Annotated in this window: 18 protein-coding genes and 1 pseudogene; 2 read left to right on the top strand and 17 right to left on the bottom strand. The window is 32.7% G+C overall.

Annotated elements, in window-relative coordinates; genetic code table 11:
• Positions 1-180: 180 nt before the first annotated feature.
• The 5 genes and pseudogenes from AAIE21_RS26050 to AAIE21_RS26035 form a co-directional block, all read right to left on the bottom strand.
• Positions 181-750, bottom strand: a complete 570-nt coding sequence (locus AAIE21_RS26050; protein ID WP_343269377.1) for a DUF2812 domain-containing protein — start codon at positions 748-750, stop codon at positions 181-183.
• Positions 737-1,054 (bottom strand): PadR family transcriptional regulator, encoded by a 318-nt coding sequence (locus AAIE21_RS26045; RefSeq protein WP_343269376.1) that lies wholly within the window; start codon positions 1,052-1,054, stop codon positions 737-739. Before AAIE21_RS26045 ends, AAIE21_RS26050 begins: the two co-directional genes overlap by 14 nt.
• 405 nt (positions 1,055-1,459) lie before the next feature.
• Positions 1,460-1,564, bottom strand: a complete 105-nt coding sequence (locus tag AAIE21_RS29695; protein WP_481858715.1) for an SEC-C metal-binding domain-containing protein — start codon at positions 1,562-1,564, stop codon at positions 1,460-1,462.
• Positions 1,542-3,396, bottom strand: a pseudogene (locus tag AAIE21_RS26040) (FtsX-like permease family protein). The gene AAIE21_RS29695 and the pseudogene AAIE21_RS26040 overlap by 23 nt, the downstream one beginning before the upstream one ends.
• Positions 3,397-3,412: 16 nt before the next feature.
• Positions 3,413-4,174 (bottom strand): ABC transporter ATP-binding protein, encoded by a 762-nt coding sequence (locus tag AAIE21_RS26035; RefSeq protein WP_343269375.1) that lies wholly within the window; start codon positions 4,172-4,174, stop codon positions 3,413-3,415.
• A 549-nt stretch (positions 4,175-4,723) separates the two neighbouring features.
• Here AAIE21_RS26035 and AAIE21_RS26025 point away from each other — a divergent pair.
• Positions 4,724-5,859 (top strand): IS3 family transposase gene (locus tag AAIE21_RS26025; RefSeq protein WP_481858717.1). Its coding sequence is split into 2 segments (ribosomal slippage): positions 4,724-5,014 and positions 5,017-5,859, totalling 1,134 coding nucleotides; the frame shifts between segments, so codons are not numbered across the junction.
• 219 nt (positions 5,860-6,078) lie between these two features.
• Here AAIE21_RS26025 and AAIE21_RS26020 read toward each other — a convergent pair.
• From AAIE21_RS26020 to AAIE21_RS25975, 10 genes are all read right to left on the bottom strand, one after another.
• Positions 6,079-6,657 (bottom strand): GNAT family N-acetyltransferase, encoded by a 579-nt coding sequence (locus AAIE21_RS26020; protein WP_343269372.1) that lies wholly within the window; start codon positions 6,655-6,657, stop codon positions 6,079-6,081.
• A gap of 717 nt (positions 6,658-7,374) precedes the next feature.
• Complete coding sequence (locus tag AAIE21_RS26015) at positions 7,375-7,950, bottom strand: lipoprotein BA_5634 family protein (protein WP_343269371.1); 576 nt, start codon at positions 7,948-7,950, stop codon at positions 7,375-7,377.
• Between the two features lie 173 nt (positions 7,951-8,123).
• A complete protein-coding gene (locus AAIE21_RS26010; protein ID WP_343269370.1) occupies positions 8,124-10,115 on the bottom strand; it encodes an ABC transporter permease in 1,992 nt (663 codons plus the stop codon).
• On the bottom strand, positions 10,102-10,869 hold the full coding sequence (locus AAIE21_RS26005) for an ABC transporter ATP-binding protein (RefSeq protein WP_343269369.1): 768 nt from the start codon (positions 10,867-10,869) through the stop codon (positions 10,102-10,104). The genes AAIE21_RS26010 and AAIE21_RS26005 overlap by 14 nt, the downstream gene beginning before the upstream one ends.
• 414 nt (positions 10,870-11,283) lie before the next feature.
• Positions 11,284-12,186 carry a sensor histidine kinase gene (locus tag AAIE21_RS26000; RefSeq protein WP_343269368.1) on the bottom strand — a complete coding sequence of 301 codons (903 nt, stop codon included), beginning with the start codon at positions 12,184-12,186 and terminating at the stop codon, positions 11,284-11,286.
• Positions 12,187-12,290: 104 nt separating this feature from the next.
• The gene (locus tag AAIE21_RS25995) at positions 12,291-12,965 is read right to left on the bottom strand and encodes a response regulator transcription factor (protein ID WP_343269367.1); all 675 of its coding nucleotides are present in this window, start codon (positions 12,963-12,965) and stop codon (positions 12,291-12,293) included.
• 396 nt (positions 12,966-13,361) lie between these two features.
• Entirely contained in the window at positions 13,362-13,964 is a 603-nt protein-coding gene (locus AAIE21_RS25990; RefSeq protein WP_343269366.1) for a MepB family protein, read from the bottom strand.
• 41 nt (positions 13,965-14,005) lie between these two features.
• Complete coding sequence (locus AAIE21_RS25985; protein WP_343269365.1) at positions 14,006-14,221, bottom strand: hypothetical protein; 216 nt, start codon at positions 14,219-14,221, stop codon at positions 14,006-14,008.
• Between the two features lie 231 nt (positions 14,222-14,452).
• Positions 14,453-15,364 (bottom strand): helix-turn-helix transcriptional regulator, encoded by a 912-nt coding sequence (locus AAIE21_RS25980; RefSeq protein ID WP_343269364.1) that lies wholly within the window; start codon positions 15,362-15,364, stop codon positions 14,453-14,455.
• Between the two features lie 142 nt (positions 15,365-15,506).
• Positions 15,507-16,142: a recombinase family protein gene (locus AAIE21_RS25975; RefSeq protein ID WP_343269363.1), complete on the bottom strand. Its 636-nt coding sequence runs from the start codon at positions 16,140-16,142 to the stop codon at positions 15,507-15,509.
• A gap of 1,183 nt (positions 16,143-17,325) precedes the next feature.
• On the opposite strand from AAIE21_RS25975, the gene AAIE21_RS25970 reads away from it, so the two are divergent.
• Positions 17,326-18,276 carry a tyrosine-type recombinase/integrase gene (locus AAIE21_RS25970; RefSeq protein ID WP_343269362.1) on the top strand — a complete coding sequence of 317 codons (951 nt, stop codon included), beginning with the start codon at positions 17,326-17,328 and terminating at the stop codon, positions 18,274-18,276.
• Between the two features lie 450 nt (positions 18,277-18,726).
• Here AAIE21_RS25970 and AAIE21_RS25965 read toward each other — a convergent pair whose 3' ends face one another.
• Both AAIE21_RS25965 and AAIE21_RS25960 read right to left on the bottom strand, forming a co-directional pair.
• Positions 18,727-18,861: a hypothetical protein gene (locus tag AAIE21_RS25965; RefSeq protein ID WP_343269361.1), complete on the bottom strand. Its 135-nt coding sequence runs from the start codon at positions 18,859-18,861 to the stop codon at positions 18,727-18,729.
• Between the two features lie 631 nt (positions 18,862-19,492).
• Positions 19,493-20,800: a condensation domain-containing protein gene (locus tag AAIE21_RS25960; protein ID WP_343269360.1), complete on the bottom strand. Its 1,308-nt coding sequence runs from the start codon at positions 20,798-20,800 to the stop codon at positions 19,493-19,495.
• Between the last annotated feature and the right edge of the window lie 603 nt (positions 20,801-21,403).

Here is a 21,403-nt window from a genome sequence, read left to right as displayed (position 1 = left end):
CACAATTTAAATCAGCGTTAAAATGGATCGAAAATTCTTAGCGTGGTTTTTTTCCGAAATGCTGGCGGTACACCTACATGTAAATATAAAAAAGTCCAATTTCTCAGTTTTAATGCTGAGAAATTGGGCTTTTATCGTTACTTCGGAAAAGCACCCGATTCTGGAAAATTTAAAAAACGTTTATTTTTCTTTTAACATTGAATACTTTCGATAAGTTTTATAGAAATTGATACCAAAAAAAACAAACAGAAGTGTGGAAGACAACTTCAAAAGGACAAATGGAGTTTCAAATAAAAATGCCTTCCAAAATAATGAACCTTTCATACTCCAAAGACCTTCATGATATAATCCCGAATCCTTGTAAAACATATAAGAATAAGCTAAACACAGCATAACCAACCAAAATGAATAATCCATTAATTTTTTATAATGATTATCCTTTGATTGGCGATCCGAGAAGATTTCATTTTGATCATCATCTTCTTTTTGCCAATACCGTATTCCACTAAGCCAGGGCCCCTTTATATAGTTCCAACCGAAATCCTCATATATCCCTTTGTATTCAACCAACTTTTTCTTAGGTAAATAATCTTGATAATCAAGTCGTATAATATATCTCTTGTCAGTTTTTTCGAAAGTGTATATTCCTAATCCACTAATATTTGTACAACGATAGCCTTTTTGTAATTGCTCGTTCAGCCATTGCTCCTCTTTTTCAATATCAAAAAACATCTTACTAAATTTCTTCATTCGATTCACTTCCTTCGTACAGGGATAAAATATGCAATAACCTGTTTTGTTCCATTTTCAAAATGGCGCTTCCTTCTGCAGTTATCATATAAACTTTTCTCCGACCTGACTCTCCAACAGGTTTAATCCAACCATGCTTATTCAAGTTTTCAATCGCACCGTATAATGTACCAGCTGCTAAAATAACAGTACCGTTACTTATCTTTTCTATCTTCTGCATTACGGCATAGCCATGGAGTGGCTCACGCATAGCTAATAAAATATAATGCATGGTTTCAGACAACGGTAATAATTTATGTTTCATATCCTCACCCTCTATTCAGTTCGACTATATAGTTAAACTTAATAATAACGTAATACAGTTCAACTGAATAGTCAACAACATTTTCAAAATTAGTCAAAGGCACTTAAAGTAAAAAGCTTGATAACAAGGGAAAGATCAATCTAAAAAGTCGCTTTCCTTACGTGAGGGAAAGCGACTTTTTGTGTAGTCTTATTCAATTAAATAACCCGATTGTTGAAGAAAGAGATACTCTGCAAAATAGATCTTTTTATCAAACTTTTTTACAAATTATCAATCTTTATTTTAAATCAACACTACCAGCTGTGTTTCGATATTTCATCGGGGTACACTGGTTTGTTTTTTTGAATCCCATCTAGTTAACGAAAAAGAGATACCCCCAAACTGAAAAAATGGGGGTATCTCTTTTTATATATCTAATTGGATTTCATCATTCATGTAACAAAATTCATATTTCTTTCCGCTATTACAGGGACAGGTGTCATTTTTCTTATTCTTCTTTCGGAAGAACAACTCCTTTATACAAATGAACTGTAATAAAGTAGTAAATCGTATAAATGACTATGAAAATAACAATTGGAACCCAAATACAGAAATATGGATCAACCAAGAAAACTCCGAACATATTCATACCAACTAATACGTGAGCGATACCCACAATTGCTGGGAATAAGAATACTAAGAATAACTCTTTATAAATGGATTTTGCTAATAATTCGCGGCGAACACCGATTTTACGAAGCATTCCATAACGCGTAATATCTTTTGATGCACCGGAAAGGGTTTTAAACATTAAGCAACTTGCCATCATTGTTAAGAAAGCGATTCCTAGGAAGAAGCCCATGAATGTAGTTCCGATGGCAGAGCCATATAGCGTTTCATAAGAAGCATATTTAGTCTCAAGTGTCTCTTTGTTGATATTTTTGTATTTATCTAGTTGCAACTCGTCAAGTTTTTTCCATTCCTTTGTGTACGCTACAAAATCATCTGTTTTTCCAAGGAATGCAATACCTTCTTTAGCCTTTATACCATCGTACATCCTTTGATCAACAATTTTAATCGCTTTATTAGGATATATATATATATATTGGTTGAATCATTTTAAAAGCATCATTCCATTTCTTTGAAAGTACTTTTCCATTCGCATCTTTTTCTTTCATATCTCTCAAAATAGTACCTACAGGAAATTCTTCAGAAATTTCCTTAAATTTACCAAAATTTTCTTTACCTACACCATTTGGTATTAATGGAAGATTATTTTCTAAATCTTCTTTTAAATAATAAACAAACTTTTCATCTGTTTTGTAGCGGTATTCATGTTTCCCTTTAAATGCAATACCATCTAATATTTTCTTTTCTTCAGCTGTTGGATTGTGAATGGCTACATCATAAATATTAAACCCGTCTACAATAATCTTAACGTTATTTTTAAAGGCCATACCGCCTGAAATTGCACCAGCTCCAAGCGCCACTAGCATCGCTACTGTCGCTAATACTTTTGTTAAACTATTAATACGGAAGTTTAATTGTGCAAATGTAAAGGCGTTAAGTCCTTTTTCATTGCGTTTTTTATTACTCTTTAGCTTTTTAATAATAAGTGGGAGGACCGATCCAAATAACATGTAAGTGCCTGCTGTTATCGTAATTAGCGCAATAATAATTCCCATTTCTTTTAACTTTTCCATATAAAACATGGAAGTATAACCAATACCTAGTAAAATAATTGAAAGAAATGCAACTACTCCCGTCAATTTTCCTTTAACCGTAACACATTCTGTTTGCGCATCTGCATGTACAAGTTGTAGTACTGAAATACGTAATAACTTAATACTATTCATAATTGCTGATAACACAAATAGTCCAAAGAAAAAAATACATGTAACAGTCATTGATGGAGTATAAAATGCTTGATAGCCATCTCCAGTAAACTCAAGTTGTTTCATTAATAACTGGACAATCCCTCGTGCGAACCCTACACCAATTGCAATCCCAATAACAAGAGATGCTACGCCAATAATGATTGTTTCCATAAACATAAGTAATGTAATCTTGTGTTTTTTTGCTCCTAACATCATATACATACCGAACTCTTTTTGACGAAGTGATAGTAAGAAAGAGTTTGTATATAAAATATAGAAGAGCGTGATGATTGCTAATAAGAACGAGCCGGCTTGAAAGACAAATCCAATAGACTTAATAGTAGAATTAGATTCAAGAAATGCTTCATTCATTGCTAGCGTTTGAAACATGTAAAAAATTGAAATCGACATAATAAGACCAACAAGTAAGAGGATATAATCTTTCAGCTTACTTTTTAGTCCTGACATGGATAACTTAAGTAACATACCTGAACTTTCTTTCTTATGCTTTTTGTGTGCCTAGGTCTGCAAGCACATCTAAAATTTCTTTATAGAACGCTTCACGCGTATCATTACGATGAATTTCTTTGTATAACTCTCCGTCTTGAATAAATAAAATACGCTGACAGTAACTTGCACTATATGGATCGTGTGTAACCATCATAATAGAAACACCTTGTTCGTCATTTAAGTTTGTCATTGCGTCTAGAAGGCTCGTTGCGTTTTTAGAATCAAGCGCCCCTGTTGGCTCATCTCCTAAAATAATAGCTGGCTCATGTACAAGTGCACGTGCTGCTGCGGAACGCTGTTTTTGTCCACCAGATACTTCAGATGGATACTTTTGAAGTATCGTTGAAATCCCTAACATTTCAGCTACTTTTTCTACTTTTGATCCAATTTTACGTGATGGAACACCTTGAAGTGAAAGTGGCAATGCGATGTTTTCATAAATCGATAAGTTTTCAAGCAAGTTGAAATCTTGGAAAATGAACCCTAATTTTTGAGAACGGAAATCAGAAAGTTCTCCTTGCTTCATTTTTGTAATATCCGTACCTGCAATTTCAACAATGCCACCCGTTGCTTTATCTAATGTTGAAATTACATTTAATAAAGTTGTTTTCCCAGAACCAGATGGCCCCATGATTCCGACAAATTCACCCTCTTGAATCGAGAACGATACGCCTTTTAAGGCATGTGATTGATTCTCGTCTTTTTTACCGTATATTTTTTGGACGTTTTTTACGTTTACTACTGGTTTGCTCATATTTATCCTCCTACATTTTGTTTTCTAGTTCCTATTTTGCGCTTTTTCGACACTATCTGCCATTGGTTCACCTTACATTTACCTTACACTTTCGTAATATAACAAAAAGAAAAAGCCAGGTTTATATGCTCGCTTGGCATATATCCTGACTTTCTCATATTTTAAAACGAAAATGGACAACTCCGTAGTTTGATGCTCTTTGTTTAAAAACGATTTTGATATTTCTCCAACAGACTTGCCGCTTTAATTCATATGTAAACCATAGTTAGATAATATGAGGGTAAATAGAATAAACAGCTTCTTAACGTATTGAAAACTGGTTAAATTGTGTCTAAATGTACGTTTTCTTTTTTATATGGTGCCCCCTGATAGCAAAGAATACTTCATCAGAGAAATGTAGAAGGAACCAGTATATCGCAAGGTTCTCTTTATCGAGCAATCAATTAGAGGGAATTTCAAGAAACATAGAGGTGATAAATCTCTATGTTTATACTTTGCGGTCTAGGACAGTAACCTTGTCATTACCCCTATTTAGTATCCCATTGGTATATTTTGTCTTATTCCCCCTTTTCGGGGGATGGGCAAAAACACCCAAATAAAGAAATTATGGATACCTTAGGAATTAAACATATGGCTCAAATTAAAACTTGGATGAAATGGTATCGTGAAGGCGAAACCTATCGGTTTGAACAATCTATTGGAAGACAATCTGTACATGGAAAAGGCTTAAAAAAGTTAACAGAACTTGAACAAAAAGAATTAGAAATACGTTATTTAAAGGCAAAGATTATATTGCTGGAAAAGTGCCAAGAAATCTTAAGGAGGTGGGAGGAAAAGAATAAATAATGAAAATGATAAAGGAATGGCAATCAACTTTCACAATTGCAGAACTGTGTTCCATATTTAATATTTCACGTGCTATTTATTATCGTTGGAAAAAGCAGGAGAAAACAGTAACTAATCATGAAGAAAAAACCGTAATAGAAATATGTCAACATCATAAATATCGGTATGGATATCGTCGGGTTACAGCTTGTCTACGTGATCAATTTAACATCGTAATGAATCATAAAAAAGTATTACGTATCATGAGAAAATACAACGTATTATCTCGAGTTAGAAAAAAGAAAAAGATATTTGTACTCGGTCATGAACCAGTGGTAGCTAAAAATAGAATACAACGGAGATTTAAAGCTACCAAGCCTAATGAAAAATGGTTCACTGATATCACGTATTTGATGTTCGGCAATAAGACTCTTTATTTCTCATCTATTATAGATGGGTTTAACAATGAAATTGTAAGTTATAAAATAGGTGAGACACAGGATGTTTCTCTTGTATTAGATACTCTAAAAGAGGCTTTAAGAAAGCGAAATGTGATTGATACGATTTTGCATTCGGATCAAGGGAAAGTGTATACATCAAAACAATTTCAAACATATGCCAAAGAAAAAGGCATTATCACAAGCATGTCTCGTACAGGAAACTGCCATGATAATGCCCTCATAGAATCCTTTCATTCTCATTTGAAATCCGAAGGATTCTATGCGCAAAATATAAAACAATCGAATAATGCTAGTATAATACAAACTGTGGATGAATACATCCACTACTATAATAATGAACGGATTCAGAGAAAATTAGATAATATGTCACCTATATCTTATAGGAAACATGTTGTCTAGGTGTTTTTTCTTTGTCTCATCAAATGGGGTCAGACCACTGTATATTTCTACAAAAAGAATAGCGTTTTTTTGATTATATGGATACAAATTTATCTTAGCTTGATAGCGATGGGGTCACCATATCATTCTGGGAAAATTGTACGCTAAGGCTAAATCCGCGTTTTGTTGGTTTGGAAAAAATTTTGATTAAAATTGTTTTATATATTTAACCATAATTCCTTATTTATATACAGCTAGTTTTTGTAATAGTTGTTCTTTTATAACCGGCCATTCGCTTGCAATAATACTATATACAACTGCATCTCGTACATAACCGTTTGGCAATTGTCTCTCGTTTCGCAATACACCTTCTTTTACAGCACCAAGCCTTTCAATTGCGCGCTGTGCTTTTTCATTTCGTAAATCAGTTTTTATTTGCACACGTAACATATGTAATTCTTCAAAAGCATATTGCAATAACATATACTTACACTCAGTATTTATACTTGTACGATGTACACTTGGATGATACCACGTTTGCCCAAGTTCAACCGTTTTGTTATCATTTGAAATACTGTACAAACGTGTACTACCTACAATTTCATTCGTTTTTTGATCTACAACAACAAATGGTAGATCAGCTTCCCCTTCAAAACCTTTTATTGCTACTTGAACATACTGCTCCATATCTTGATAGCTATCCATTTTAGCTATTAAATACGTCCATATTTCTTTATTTCCTTCCACAATGGCAAATAAACTTTCGACATCATTTACATGCATTAATCGTAACATGGCTCTATCATTTACTATTTTCATAAACTATTCTCCTTTTCTATAGATGCTCCAATAGTTGGCATTTCATAATCATTTTTTCAAATGATCCTTTAATTGGATATAAACCGGATGATTGTCTACAAATTTAAAATCATTAAACATTTCCTTGCCCTTCTTACTATAATTTTCACGTAATTATATCTATTTCAAAAGGTCCACCCTATATATTTTTTCTTTAACTAGTGGTATGGTTTTACACACCATTCCTACAGCCTTTTTATAACCATCATAACTTTATTTTAAATCTACATTGTTGGCTGTACCCCATCACTATCAAGCTAACAAGAACGAGTTATCCCCAAACAATAAATACGAGCAACATGCACAAAATTTTCGTTCTGGGGGTATTATGATATCTTAACTTGATGGGCATGGGGTCACCATATCAAAAAAAGAAAATTGTACGTTTAAACACAATTTAGACATATTTTAACCGGTTCCCTGTACGTTAAGGAACCAATTGCTTATATTTATAACGATTGTTCCTGTAATAGCGGGAAGAAATATAAGTTTTTCTGTATGAATAAAGAAATTGAGTTGGAAATATAAAACAAAGATACCCCCCATTTTTTTCGTTTTGGGGGTATTTCGCTTTTGTTAGCTTGATGGTGATGTTGTCCTCCCCCTTGTAGTCCAGATATGAAGAAAGTTACCCATAAATAGGAAAAAGCTTTGCGAATTTCGCAAAGCTTTTTTCATTTAATTTTTAATTTCTACAAGTTGTGTCCTGTCTGCTCCTTTATAGTTAATTAATTCATTTTTAGGATTTTTATCATATCTCAGTACACCTACAGATTTCTCTTCGCCTTTCATATTTCCATATGCCGCATCATCAACGATTGCAAACATATCTGCATAAGCACGATTGTGACCAATAATTGTATTGCCGTCATATTTTAATTTTGCTCCATCAATTGTTACATTCTCTACTTTTTCTTTCGCAAATAATACACCTTGATCCGATGTTACAGCTGGTAATTTATCAATTGCTTCTGTATTATCATCTTTGTCTACTTTCTTTAATAGCCCTTTTTTAACTAGTTCTTCACCAGTTTTCTTATCCATTACAAGTACTTTCTTATCTTCTAATATTGTAAGCTTCATTTTATATGTGTTCTTTTCTTTAATATCATTTTTGTTTTTATCGATTACTGTATTAACTTGTTGTTCACTTCCGTAAGCAATGATACCATTTTCTTTCCCTAGTAAAGAACAACCTGATAGTGCTCCTAATGAAATTACTGCTGCTAATCCGATTCTTACTAATTTTTTCATAATAGTATCTCCTTTGTATTTGTTTCAACCTTTTTTCTATTTTTTTGTTATATTTGAATGAAAAACTTAATGAATTGGTTACAAAATGATTTAAATCACTTGCCCTTTCATTGACGTTTGTCTATTGGTTCCATTCCCTTCTACTACCTTGTTGATTGCCATTTCTCGATATCCTACTTAACAATCGACTTATATACTGAATAGGTAGCAAGGAAATAACCTCCATATACTACAACGATAACTCCAGCCGTAATCAATGATGGTATCAATACGATTGCTTGTCCTGCAGTTACTATAGCATCAGTCACTACTTTTATTCCAAATATTGAATGGATAATGGCCAATGAAAGTGGCATCATGAAATAGATAAAAACTTGTTTAAAAATAGATTTGTTAATTCCCTTTTGCGTTACACCAATTCTCTTCAACATATGATATCGTTCTATATTATCACTCGCTTCTGACAGTTGTTGCAGCGCTAAAATTGCAGCACTGGAAATCAAGAACACAATACCTAAATATATACCAATATACACAACCATAGTTGAACGTCCTATATTGTCTTCGTACGCAAGTGTCTTAGTTACTGCAGAGACGAAGAAATTTTGATCCTCTTTTTCGTCGAATGTTTTCTGTAGGTTATATATTTCTTCATCTGCTTTTTCAGATGATCCAGTATATTGGATATTCATAACAGATTCCCATACAGGCATATCCGTCACAGCATGATCAGGCAGTACTACAATCATTGACGGTATATTGGATGCACTAGTGTCAATAGATAAAAACTGGAACCCTTTAGATGCGATCGGATATTCTTTACCTCGTATATTAATTGTTTCATTCTTATCTGTGTAGCGTTTGAACGCATCTCGAGCATCCTTTCGATTATAAAGGATTAACGCCTCGTTCTTTTTTAGGTCAACGGGCTCTTCTCCCTGAAGGTGCATCAATTCTTTATAAGCAGAATGCTTAATCACACCAAGGGGAATTCCCATATCTAAATTAAGAATTTTTTTAGATTTCTCATCTGCATATTCGTTAAGATAAGATTTTATTGATTCTTCTGTTGTATATTTATTAAAGATGACATAATCACCATATTGTTTTACATTCAATACATCAAATTTATCCGTCAAGTCCTCTTTGCTTTCTCCGGAGGGATAAATTGTAAAGCTTGCATCATAAGGCGTTGCCAAGTCTAATTCTTTTTCTAAACTACTTTTGTAACTGAAGGCGGTTGATAATACCCCTATAGTAAAAAACAACATTAAACAAATAACTGTCATGGAAACAAAAGTGGAATTCACCTTGCTATTGATTTGTCTTAACACAAATATGTTGATACCTTTAAAGTAAATTTTCTTATTGCGTTTTAATAAATTTAATAAAAAGCCAGAAAGCGAAAAGAAGAAAAGAAACGTCCCTAGTGATCCCAGCACAATAATAAACCAAAGAATAGAACCCTTTGCGAATAAACCATACTTTAATATCATTCCATAAGAAGTTCCCAAAGTAATGAGAGCAATCACAAAAACCCCCATGGCTGTTGATATTTTTTGCAATTTAATTTTCTGGTTTTTTCGACTAGCTGTAAGTAAATCAATTAACTTATAACGATTAATAACAATCACATTAAAAATCATCACAACAATAAAAATAATTCCAAAGTACATGATTGTTTTCAGCATGGCATCCATCGAAAAAACAAATTCATACGCTTTTATATTTACTTTAAACATTTCTGCTGTTACGATGGACAAACCTTGTGAAAACAGTGCTCCCAGACCTAATCCAATTCCTAAAGAAATGAGACCAATCAAGAGTGTCTCAACGACAAGAATTCTCGAAATCTTATATTTGCTCATTCCAAGTGTCATATACATTCCTAATTCTTTCTTCCGTCGTCTAATGAGAAAATTATTCGCAAAAATAATAAGGAACGCAAGGATAATCGAGATAAAGACAGAAACGAATCCAATGAGGTCCACTATTTGTTTAACCTTATCTGATTGACTGGCTGAAAAATCAAACATTACCTGCTGTGCAGACAACGAGTTAAAACTATAAAAAAGACAGACAGCAAAGGTAATTGTCATAAAGTAAATGGCATAGTCCTTAAAGCTACGTTTTACGTTTCGAAGCGATAATTTAAAATACATCATCCGCGTCACCTCCTAATAAGGTAACCACATCCATAATACGGTTAAAAAATTCTTTTCTAGAATCGTTTCCTCTGACAAGTTCATTGAAAATTTTACCATCTTTAATGAAGAGAATACGCTTTGCGTAACTAGCTGAAAATGCATCATGCGTCACCATCAAAATTGTTGTATTTAATTCTTTATTCAGCTTCTCAAACGACTCGAGTAATAAACGTGATGATTTGGAGTCTAATGCCCCTGTTGGTTCATCTGCCAGTACAAGAGATGGATTGGTTGCAATTGCACGAGCAGAAGCGACACGCTGTTTTTGTCCTCCAGACATTTCATATGGAAACTTATTTAATACAGAAGTAATCTCTAGTTTTGATGCAATTTCGTTTACTGTTGATGAAATTACATCAGGTTTAGCTCCTTGAATTGTAAGGGCAAGTGCAATATTTTCAAATGCCGTTAATGTATCCAACAGGTTAAAATCCTGAAAAATAAAGCCTAATTCATCGCGGCGAAATTTCTCCAAATGTTTTGCCTTTAAAGTTGTAATATCCTGACTATTGATAATAATCTTACCGGTTGTTACTTTATCAATGGTAGAAATACAGTTGAGTAAGGTTGTCTTCCCACTTCCGGAAGGTCCCATAATCCCAACGAATTCCCCCTTTTCTACCTTAAATGAAATATCATTTATTGCTTTTGTTACATTTCCTTTATTTCCAAAATATTTTTCGATATGATCTACTTTTAATATTGAAGTCATACATTCTCTCTCCTTTATTCATCTCTAAACAAATCGCAGTATAAAACCATTCTTCCCATACTACCTCATGCTTCACTCTGGAACTACGTAAAACACCCCTTATAAATAATTAACCAAACAGAGAACCCAAAAGACTGTAAGCTACTTTTAAAAACAATAGAGTCGTATTTATATAAGGATTTTACCAAAGCCTTTTGTACTATATCCTCTGATAACAGTGGACCTTTCACATCAAAGTATGCAGTTTTACATAAGGCTAGATAGTCATGATTAAAAAATCTCTCTGCTAAATTTCTTATGATGTCATTGTATAATTAGTAGTGAAAATCTCATATTGCATTAGGTTTCATGAACCTTACAGTTTCGAAAGATTTCTATTTAATAAAAAAATTCTAAAAAAATGGAATCGTGTTATCACGATTCCATTAACAAAACTTTACTTTTAGGGAAAACTAAGTGCACAGTGGTCCCAATATCTAATTCCGATTCTATACGTAGACCTAGATGAAGCTTCTCCGCCAATCGCTTGCATAAATATAAACCCATTCCTGTTGACTTGCTATAGAGTCGACCACTTTCACCAGTGAACCCTTTTTCAAATACACGCGGAAGGTCTCTCTCTTGTATCCCTATTCCATTATCTTTGATGCTTAATACGATATTATTTTCATTATGTGTTGTATAAATTTTAATCTCACTTTCTTCTTGTTTACTATATTTAATGGCGTTAGTAACAATTTGGTTTAGAATAAATTCAACCCATTTTGTGTCACTAAATACGATTTCGTTAATATTCCCTAAATTTAACTTAATTTTCTTATAGATAAAGCTCTTCGCATTCCTTTTTGCTACTTTCGTCACAACATCCTTTAATGGAAACTCACGAATTAAATAATCTTCACTGACATAGCTACTTCTTGCAAAGTAAAGAACCTGCTCTATAAAAAGTTCCGTCTTATCGAGTTCTTCTAGTATTCCCTCATCTAAATTTCTATTATGTAAAATCAATTTTGCAGAAGCAATGGGTGTTTTGATTTCATGCACCCATGTTTCAATATATTCCTGATAGGCTTTTTGTTCTCGTTTATAACAATTGACGTGTTCGTGCATTTGCTTGTTCGCACCCTCGAGTACATCTTGGACAATTCTACCTTCTAAAAATGTGGGCTGTTCCATTAACTCTGGAAGCAAATACTTCTTATCTAATGAATGATGATAATGAACTAAGCTCTGATAATATTTTCTCTTCTTTATATAATCTAATGAATAGGAAAGAAGGAGAGGGAAGAACCACACGATGAATACGACGAAGATCATACCTCCGTGAATTCGAATTTTCCAAAGGATGATACTAAAAATAAAGAATAGAAGAAAATTACAAAGAAGGAACACTATTTTTTCTCGGAGAAAGGACATTAAGCTCATGGCAATAAATACCCAAGCCCTCTTCTTGTCTCGATAGGGTTTTCCATCCCCATCTGCTCAATCTTCTTGCGGAGTCGCGTCATATTGACGGAAAGTGCGTTATCATCAACAAATAAATCCGATGACCATAAATACTCCATCAATTTTTCACGAGAGATAATAGTTCCTTGATGTTGCAGTAAATAGTGCAAAATTTTCAATTCATTCTTTGTTAATACTTGTTCTTCCCCTCCATATTGAATATTCCCCTTAGCCACATCAAACTTCATTCCTCTATACACAAGAATATTTGAACTGTAATTCGTGTAGGTTCTTTTTAATAATTTCTCTATCCTAGCGATTAAGATTTGCAGATTGTAAGGCTTTGTGACAAAGTCGTCTGCTCCTAAATTCATACTCATTAATTCATCTATTTCATTGTCTCGACTAGTAACAATGATAATCGGTATATCAGAAAATTTCCTAATCTCACGATTTAAGGTGTACCCATCTAAATAGGGTAAATTAATGTCGAGTAAAATAAGATGAGGGTCAGAGACTTTAATATAGGAAAGAACATCCCGAAAATTTGTAACAGCGTCTACTTCATAACCAAAATGTTGCAAATAATCACAAAGTTCATTTCGTAGTCGTTCTTCATCTTCAATAATAAGAATTTTAAACTTATTCATTAATCCTACTCCTTTTTCTTCCCTAAAAAATCTTATGCATATTTCCTAAAAACAGTGTATACGCTATCTTATCATGCTGGATATTCTTTCAACCATACACAACATTCTAAAATCTATCTTATTATACAACTTTTTCTTCAATCCTAATTTAGAATCTTCTATCACACAACCAGTTGTACATTCGTCATATCCATATAGAAAACCAAGTTTTTTCTCATTCTATATAAGTTTTCTTTCTTATTTTAACAATCATTACTCTCCAACACCTTGTGAACACTCGGATTTAGAGATTTCGCACTGTTAAAAGAAACAACAAAATTTATATACACCACGATAGCTTAAAAATTTTATTTATGGAATCGTTCACGTGCTCCTTGAAAGTTAAGGAATCGATTGTTAGTTTAGCTTGTGAGCTAGTTTATACGAATGATTTAGACTGTAGAACGTTTGAGCACGAACACAGTCTATTGGTGTATTTACAGGTATTTCTAAAAAATATTCTAGTTGCCATATCTGCGTTTTTTGAGCCTGACGGCTCGTAGGCTTATCCCAAGGCGGATAAACTCGTATCGCTCGTTTACCGCCTTTCCCTTTATTGGATACTATATCTTGATTACATAGAACGGCTTTTGGAAAAACAAATTGCCCAAAGTTGTTCCCTTTACGGGTGCTAATAACAAACAAATCGACTGGATCTGATATGTCATATGGCTGAATCGGTCCATCCCCAATTCGCTCCCACAAAGTCACAAATTGCCCAACCTTTGTAGGAGTGATTTTAGCAACACGAAATCTAATGGAAAGAGCGTTTAAATTAAATACATAGGCTCCATATCCAGCGTTTTGTGCTTCTATTCGTGGTTGAGAGCACTCGAATCCCCATGGGTTATAGACAAGATCCTTAGTGGCAAGAAGGTCACTATGAATTGTGACAGAGGAAACCCAGGAATTTTGACCGTTGAGATCAGCATCTGAAAAGCCTCGATTTTTCTCATCCATCTGTTCAAATCCTCCATTTTAGTTAGTCAGCTTACTATTAATTATTCAACCGACAGAAATATCCTTATACCACCATCTTTAGAGTGAAATTGAAAATCAGTTTTATATGCTCTTTTTATATCACTTTTCCAGATATCCACCCAAGCATTAAAAACACCCTGTGAATCAGTATGATCTACTTCTACAACATGATAGTTGCCTGCTGGAATGATGACACGACTTTCATCAATAACTTTCTCTTCAGTACCAATATGCAAATCATAATCACCTGTAAAATCACTTTCATAATTATTATAAACAGCATATACATCACTTTTTAAATTTAAACGAAGAATCTCTTCCCATAGACTAATTAGCGCATCTGTATTTTGATTATTTGTTCTTATTTTTTTCCATAAATACGTTTTTCAGTAACTGCTATATTCATGTAAACTTCCTCCTATTAGTTAATATGGAAAGTATAGCACTCATAATATGACAACAGCCTGTCAGCTTTTATAAATAAATTCAATTTCATTTCTATATTCATTTTTAAGCCATAGTGGGGCTAGTATTTTTACATGCCTGCCAAACATCAATAAAAATGGCAGTAAATTTTTATTGATATCATAATGAAAAGTTACTTTTAAGTTCCCATCCTCAAGTACCTTTATTTCATCCTCAGTAAAAAAATCGTATAATTTACCCAGTTGATTTTTTGAAAACAACAATACAATCTTTTCTAATTTAAGTACCTTATTCGTTGGATGTTCATTTTTCACAGAATAAATAGTTCTAGTATTGTCATATATTACTTCCATATTTCTTATCCTAGTCAATTTAAATAATCTCAAAGCTTGTCTGGATTCACAAAAGGCTTCTAAATACCAACTACCATTCATAAAATTTAATTTTATAGGTTGAATAATTCGGCTCATTATATTTGCTGTTTGTGCTACATAAGAAATACGGATTTTATTTCCTTCACCCATTATAAAAAGGATTTCTTTAATCTTTATTTTTGTTTCTTCTTCTATTGTTTCTCGATGTAATGTAGATGATGATATTGTGATGTTAGAATGAGACTCCTCTTTATTTTCTTTCAATAACTCTATTTTTTTTTGTAAAATTGCTAATTGATTATTATCAAACAGTTCATTCTTTAATGTTAAACTTTCTAGTAAAAATTTCTTTTCTTCTTCACTAAATGTAAATTTATCTAATTGATAGTTATCAATTAAAGTAAAACCACCATTTTTTCCTAAATAAGAAATAATAGGAATACCGATTGATGATAAAACGTCTATATCTCTATAAATTGTTCTTTTACTTACTTCAAATTTATTGGCTAATTCTTCAGCAGAAACTATATCTTTGTTTAATAAATAAACAAGTATTGAAAACATTCTCGCGGTTTTCATGTTTTGTTTACCCTCCTATAGGTTTGTGTGAGCGATTAACAATTTGAATACCCGCCTTTAAAAATCCCTCTACTTTAACAGGTTTCTTTTTTATTTTCCAAGGTTATTGTTACATATAAAAAAGAACTAGACATTGGCCAACTCAATTCAATTTATCTTCGTATTCTTTCATTATTTTATAGAATGTGTTTTTCTTTAGCTCTAATATTTCCATAAACATAACAGCAGTTATTTTCCCACTCTTCCATTTTGAATGAGTTTCTTCTATTGTATTTATTTGTTGTTTACTTAGGGTCGAAAGGTTCACTTGAGGACGACCTAAATGTTTTCCTTGAGATTTGGCTACCGCAATCCCTTCAGCTTGTCGCTGACGAATTTTTTTACGTTCTTGATCTGCAACATAGGACAGCAAAGATAAGAATTGATCTTCCATTAAACGGCCCATATCCCCCATCTCACGAAACTTTCGACTATCAAACAGTGTTTCATTTTCTAAAACAACAATATCAGCTTGTAATTCCCTGGTGATGTATTTCCACTCCGAAATTACTTCATCATAGTTACGCCCCATACGATCTAAAGCATCTATGTAAACAATATCACTTGTACTCAATATTTTTCGTAATAATTGATACTGAGGACGATCAAAATGTCGTCCACTTGCTTTATCGACAAAAATACGGTGAGCTTCCACTCCTCGTTCCATCATCTTATGTAATTGGCGTTGTTCATTTTGATCTCTTGTACTAACACGTATATATCCATAAATATTCGTCACGTTTGATATTCTCCTTACATTTGTTACCACAATTATACCATTTTGTTTATAAAGGTATTCGTTAAATATAAACGTTTATAAAATGGTTAGTATCATCTTTATAAACTTGATGTTTCAATGTTTCAGAGATATGAATCAACCGTTTAAAAAGGTATACTTTTACAAACGATTGTTCACTTTTTAGACGGTTCGTAAGTAAAAAGTAAAACTAAGTTTACATCTTTTTACAATTTGTAAAACACACCGTTAAATATCCAAATATAAACCCAGTGATATCATGCACACGTACTGATATCACTGGGTTTTATTATTTTAACATTTTGTATCTTTTTTAAAACTCACTAATTATGACTTTGCGCATAAATAATATAAGAATTAAATTACTGAATATTTACAATATTTAGCATAAACAATATCAATTTACTATAATATGCAATTTATGTAAAATCATAATTAAGCTAAACTCTTCTTTAAATTCTTGCCCCTAACAAGGATTTAAAGACCATGCTATTTTTAGCTACAAATGCATAAAAAGAAAAAAGCCAAATCTATCTAAAATTTGGCTTTTTTCTTTGGAGTTCATGTAAATAACAACTTGAACCCACTACTCTTTTTCAAATGTAATTGTATTTTATCATATTTTAAACGTTTTGTTGTTATATTTTTTAACTTATCAGAAATTTCTAAGTGAATATTTGGAACAATCTTTAGCCTATGATATCGTCCCTAACAACTTGTATATAATAGAAAGTAAAACTAAGTTCATGACTTTTTATAATTTGTAAAATTGATCATTAAATTCTTATAGCTAATGTGTACCTAAAGGTGTGTTTTGATTTCGGTATAAACCTAAAATTATTTTCATACCTTTTAGTACCATGTTTTCTACTCAAAAACCACCCTACCAAAAGGTGTACCTTTTGATACTGTACAAACAAATTAGTGATAAATTTCTCAATATGGATATTACTACTATTTTTAGATATAATATTCAAAATTAACAGTTAATGTATTATGATAAAAAAGTGAAGGTTATCACCCTAATTGTTTCTCCTTATGCCATAGATAAGACCGAGTTCCTGGTCTTATCTTTTGTATTTATATATTTTCTTGGGGGACCAATGGGTAGGTGGAATATGTGTGAAATTTGATATACTAAAAGAAAAATTAGGATGATAAGCTTATGCCAACAACAGAATTTCAAGATACTGTACAACACTTTTCTTCTTTCTTATTAAATAAAGGACGCAAGCCTTCCACAATTAAACGATATGTTTATGATATTGAAGACTTTGGTCATTGGTTGCAAAAATCTAAAAAACTCCCTACATGCAATATATGGACGACGCTTGGTACAAAGGATTATGAAGCGTATTTCTATGATTTAAAACAGCAACGACAGTATTCTGATAAAACAATGCATCGTGTCTATATTGTCTTAAATAGAATGTATCAGTATTTACAACTGCCAAATCCGTTAGAAGAGATGCAATTTAGTATTCAACCCAATCGTGCGTTACGTGATAGAGACTTTATCTCAATAGAGGAAGAAAAAAGGTTAAAGTTTATTTTAACTTCATTAGAAGAATTATCGGAAAAACAACGTTCTGTTCGTTCCGTACTTATGGATCGCAACATTTCTATTGTACATTTACTCATTAATAATGGATTATCCTTACAGGAACTTGTAAGTTTACAGATGAAGCACGTTCATTTTGAAACCAATACAATCTCAGTATCAAAAAAAGCAGGTATAGAAAGAACAATCCTTTTAACTGAAGATGATAAAAAACGATTGTTTAACTATTACAAGGTCATTCCTGAACCTGTTCGTCCCAAATACCATAGTAATGAGCCCTTATTCGTAGCCTTCGATTTTACTCGGAATACCTATCATTGGTCATATGAAAACGATGCACCGAAAGCCCTAACAGAGATTGCTGTTCAAAAAATGATTCGACTTGAAGTTGCTCGAGCAAATTTACGTAAAGGGATCTCAGCGCAACACTTACGGAACACGTTCATTTTAAGACTTATTGAGCATCATGTTTCAGAGGAAGAAATTTTAAAACAAGTAGGATTTAAATCTAAACTTTCGTTAAAAAGATATTATGATTACATCAATCAAAAATAACGAAGGAAGACAACGTGGGAAGAAATGAGAAACAGGAAATACAGTACATAAGAGTGTACACATTAAGGGATAAAAGTACAAAATCCATTAAAGCTGCGTCCTGGCGAACTTTTAAAGATGAAATGAGAGTTCTAGGTATAAAGGAATCAGATATTTTTCAAATTCAGTTAATAGAAAAGCAAATACCCCAAAACGAAAAAATGTACATTTTTTCGTTTTGGGGCGTTATAAAATTCTTAAGTTGATGGGCATGTTGCCGTACTCCTAAATTAATAAGACTCTTTTTCGTTTAATTGAAAGTAAACTTTTACATAGAAGTTTACGGAGTAGAACCACATGCCCATCAGCCTGAAAAGCCTGAGAGATATTGTGAATAGTTTGTTCACCTCAGGTACAACAAAAGAGCCTTACCACTGTAGGCAAGACTCCACTAGTGTAGTTGTATAGTATTTACATAACAACTAAGAAACTGTAAACATATAACATCAAGTAGCAGACCCCTAACATTCCGCCTACAGCTAGTACCTGTTTAACCCAGCTCTTGAGTTTCAAATTACTATCAATCACTTGCAGCACTCTTTCCATATCGTTTCCTCCTATTAAGGAGAACCCTTGAAGACTCTCACCTCGCTATAGTACCATTAAGGAATGACTAATAGAGGCCTAATTTTTGTCTAAATATATAAATATGCAATATTGCATATAGAAATGTATTGTTATAAATGTAAGCGCTTACTATAATAAAGACATAAAGATAAATCACATCTTAGCAACAACAAAAGAGGAGGATATAATATGGAAATCGCAATGGCAGTTTTAAAATTTGTAGGTGGAGCACTTCCATTAGTTCAAGAACTTTTAAAAGCATTTATGTAAGTTCATTATTCCGTAATTTTTTATAAAAATTATCATACAAATGATCTGTATATCAAAAATGAATTGATGTGCAGATCATTTGTGTGAGCAAAGTCCCTTTAAGTATTATTAAGGGACTTTTTTAAATTTCTACATACTTGAGGTTCCGTTACATCAACATCAAGCTAAGAAAAGCGAATACCCTAAAACGAAAAAAATGACCTAAATTCTCATAAATAACTGTTGTAGTGATATAAAATTTTCGTTTTAGGGATACTTCAAAATATTAGCTTGATGGACATAGGGACGAGCCCCTAAAATACAATTCCGCTAGAAATTTTTGCGCTATATTCTCTTTTATTTATGATAGTTGATTAACAACACTTTCTAAAAATTTGTCTACCTTTTCTTTTGATGTATCCGGTGTATGATAGCCAATCGTAAATGTAAGTCTTCCATTATAAAAGCTTGCACCCATTGAAAAGAATGGCGCATACATAATGGGTGATGTCATATACCCGTCCTCAGCTTGAACTTCACCAAACTGAATAGGTTCATCAGCGATCACCCCGAAATTTGTCAGTAATGGCAACGCCATCCCCATCTGTAAAGCCTGTTCGTATTGCTGATTATACATTTCCTTCACCACAGATAGCTTCATACCTGCCAGTAGCTCCATTCCTGCTGCCGAAGAAAGACCCGGATTTTGAGACTTTATTTTATCCATTGATTGTTTAATTCGAACGAGAGTCTGATTAAATGATTCATCATCCTCCATTTTAATCACTGGCATTTCCATGCCGGATAAGTTGCAAATAGCACCAGTTGTATAATTAGGCAGATATCGACGTAAATCAATTGTTAAACCGATCATTTTTTCTGCGGTGCGAGGTTCTGCATACACAGTGAAATGTGATAAAGCTCGGAAGTATGCAGTCATGATTACATCATTTAAGGTAGCCTGTTGTGCTTTTGTCCATTGGGTTAGACGTAAAGATTGCTCATGGCTCAACCGCCGTACGGACATTTGAGGGGATTTATTTTTGTTAGGTTGAGATGGAAAAGACCATAACGATGCCTGTTGTTCTTGGTTAGGACGATACGCGCTTTTTATGTTCGATATTCCAGCATATTTGAATACATGTGATTGATCTCGAAAACTCTCATTTCCCTCACCAAATTCCTTTATAATTTGATTCTTAGATTGTCCCAAGGAAAGTTGAGTATAAATTGCTCCAAGCAAATTAATATATTCCTTGACCCCTGCACCATCTGAACATAGATGAGATAATTTCACAACTAACATATCTGTTGTAGTGCCTCGTAATAATTTTGTTTGAACCATAGGCCCCTGAATACGATCACCAGGTTCCTTAATAAAATCTATTGCCATTATTTCAAGTTCTTGATTACTTCCTTCTGCAAAAAGGCAAATAGGTAAGTTAGTGGCAGATGAATGTTCCTCCCAGTAAGGAATATCATTTTCTACAAACCGGCTGTTCAAAACCGGCTGCAATTGTAACGTTATCCTTACTGATTGTTCAAGTATTTTCTTTGATATTCCTACAGGAAAATAAAGAACTACATTAATTTGTTGATCTGCAGAATAAAGACCTAATAAATAATTCATTCGATCTTGAGGTGTTACTGAAAACTTTCTTTGCTCCATAATTTTGTCCCCCTTTTAAGACTTTTTTGGTATAACCTTATTCTCCATATGGTTGTAACTTTTCTAGTCACTTTTCTTCAAGAACAAATAATTCTTATTTTTTGAATTTTTTTACGAAAGTATCTTTTCCGTACTGGTTCCATTCTTTTTGCAGCTCTTTGTAGGTGATATATCCATTATTTTATTGTTATTAATACTTCCTATCTCTTTCGATAAAATAAAACGTAATTCACTTTAGTTTATATATATACAAACATTTTATAATGTCGTTTGTAAATTATCAATAAAACAAATTAATCATTTTTATGTCTGTTAATAAAAAACAATAATATAATACGTTCAGGTGTTACTTCATAATAAAAGGTTGATGGGCATGTGGTACTACCCCACATCCATCAACTTAAGGTATATTTTCATACAAAATGCGGTCTTTTCATATAGTTTATTATTATCTTTTATAGATTTTATAAAAGTGAGCATATCAAATAAACCCTGACGGGTTTCAATTTTTTTACTATGCTACCTGATGAGTAGAAGTGGTATACTCATAAACAACACCCAAAATATCAAAGACTGTCTTTTTCTCATAACGATGAGATTTTC

The organism is Paenibacillus sp. 102, from assembly GCF_039549175.1.
In the GTDB taxonomy this organism is placed as follows: Bacteria; Bacillota; Bacilli; order Bacillales; family Bacillaceae_G; genus Bacillus_A.
This window is presented reverse-complemented; position numbering and strand designations above follow the sequence as displayed.

Excerpts from the sequence above, each read along its gene's own strand:
- AAIE21_RS26045 (WP_343269376.1), bottom strand. The coding sequence starts at position 1,054 with ATGAAACATAAATTATTACCGTTGTCTGAAACCATGCATTATATTTTA.
- AAIE21_RS26035 (WP_343269375.1), bottom strand. The coding sequence starts at position 4,174 with ATGAGCAAACCAGTAGTAAACGTAAAAAACGTCCAAAAAATATACGGT.
- AAIE21_RS25960 (WP_343269360.1), bottom strand. The coding sequence starts at position 20,800 with ATGGAGCAAAGAAAGTTTTCAGTAACACCTCAAGATCGAATGAATTAT.
- AAIE21_RS26005 (WP_343269369.1), bottom strand. The coding sequence starts at position 10,869 with ATGACTTCAATATTAAAAGTAGATCATATCGAAAAATATTTTGGAAAT.
- AAIE21_RS26050 (WP_343269377.1), bottom strand. The coding sequence starts at position 750 with ATGAAGAAATTTAGTAAGATGTTTTTTGATATTGAAAAAGAGGAGCAA.
- AAIE21_RS26015 (WP_343269371.1), bottom strand. The coding sequence starts at position 7,950 with ATGAAAAAATTAGTAAGAATCGGATTAGCAGCAGTAATTTCATTAGGA.
- AAIE21_RS25970 (WP_343269362.1), top strand. The coding sequence starts at position 17,326 with ATGCCAACAACAGAATTTCAAGATACTGTACAACACTTTTCTTCTTTC.
- AAIE21_RS25965 (WP_343269361.1), bottom strand. The coding sequence starts at position 18,861 with ATGGAAAGAGTGCTGCAAGTGATTGATAGTAATTTGAAACTCAAGAGC.
- AAIE21_RS26000 (WP_343269368.1), bottom strand. The coding sequence starts at position 12,186 with ATGATCTTCGTCGTATTCATCGTGTGGTTCTTCCCTCTCCTTCTTTCC.
- AAIE21_RS25995 (WP_343269367.1), bottom strand. The coding sequence starts at position 12,965 with ATGAATAAGTTTAAAATTCTTATTATTGAAGATGAAGAACGACTACGA.
- AAIE21_RS26020 (WP_343269372.1), bottom strand. The coding sequence starts at position 6,657 with ATGAAAATAGTAAATGATAGAGCCATGTTACGATTAATGCATGTAAAT.
- AAIE21_RS25980 (WP_343269364.1), bottom strand. The coding sequence starts at position 15,364 with ATGAAAACCGCGAGAATGTTTTCAATACTTGTTTATTTATTAAACAAA.
- AAIE21_RS26010 (WP_343269370.1), bottom strand. The coding sequence starts at position 10,115 with ATGATGTATTTTAAATTATCGCTTCGAAACGTAAAACGTAGCTTTAAG.
- AAIE21_RS25990 (WP_343269366.1), bottom strand. The coding sequence starts at position 13,964 with ATGGATGAGAAAAATCGAGGCTTTTCAGATGCTGATCTCAACGGTCAA.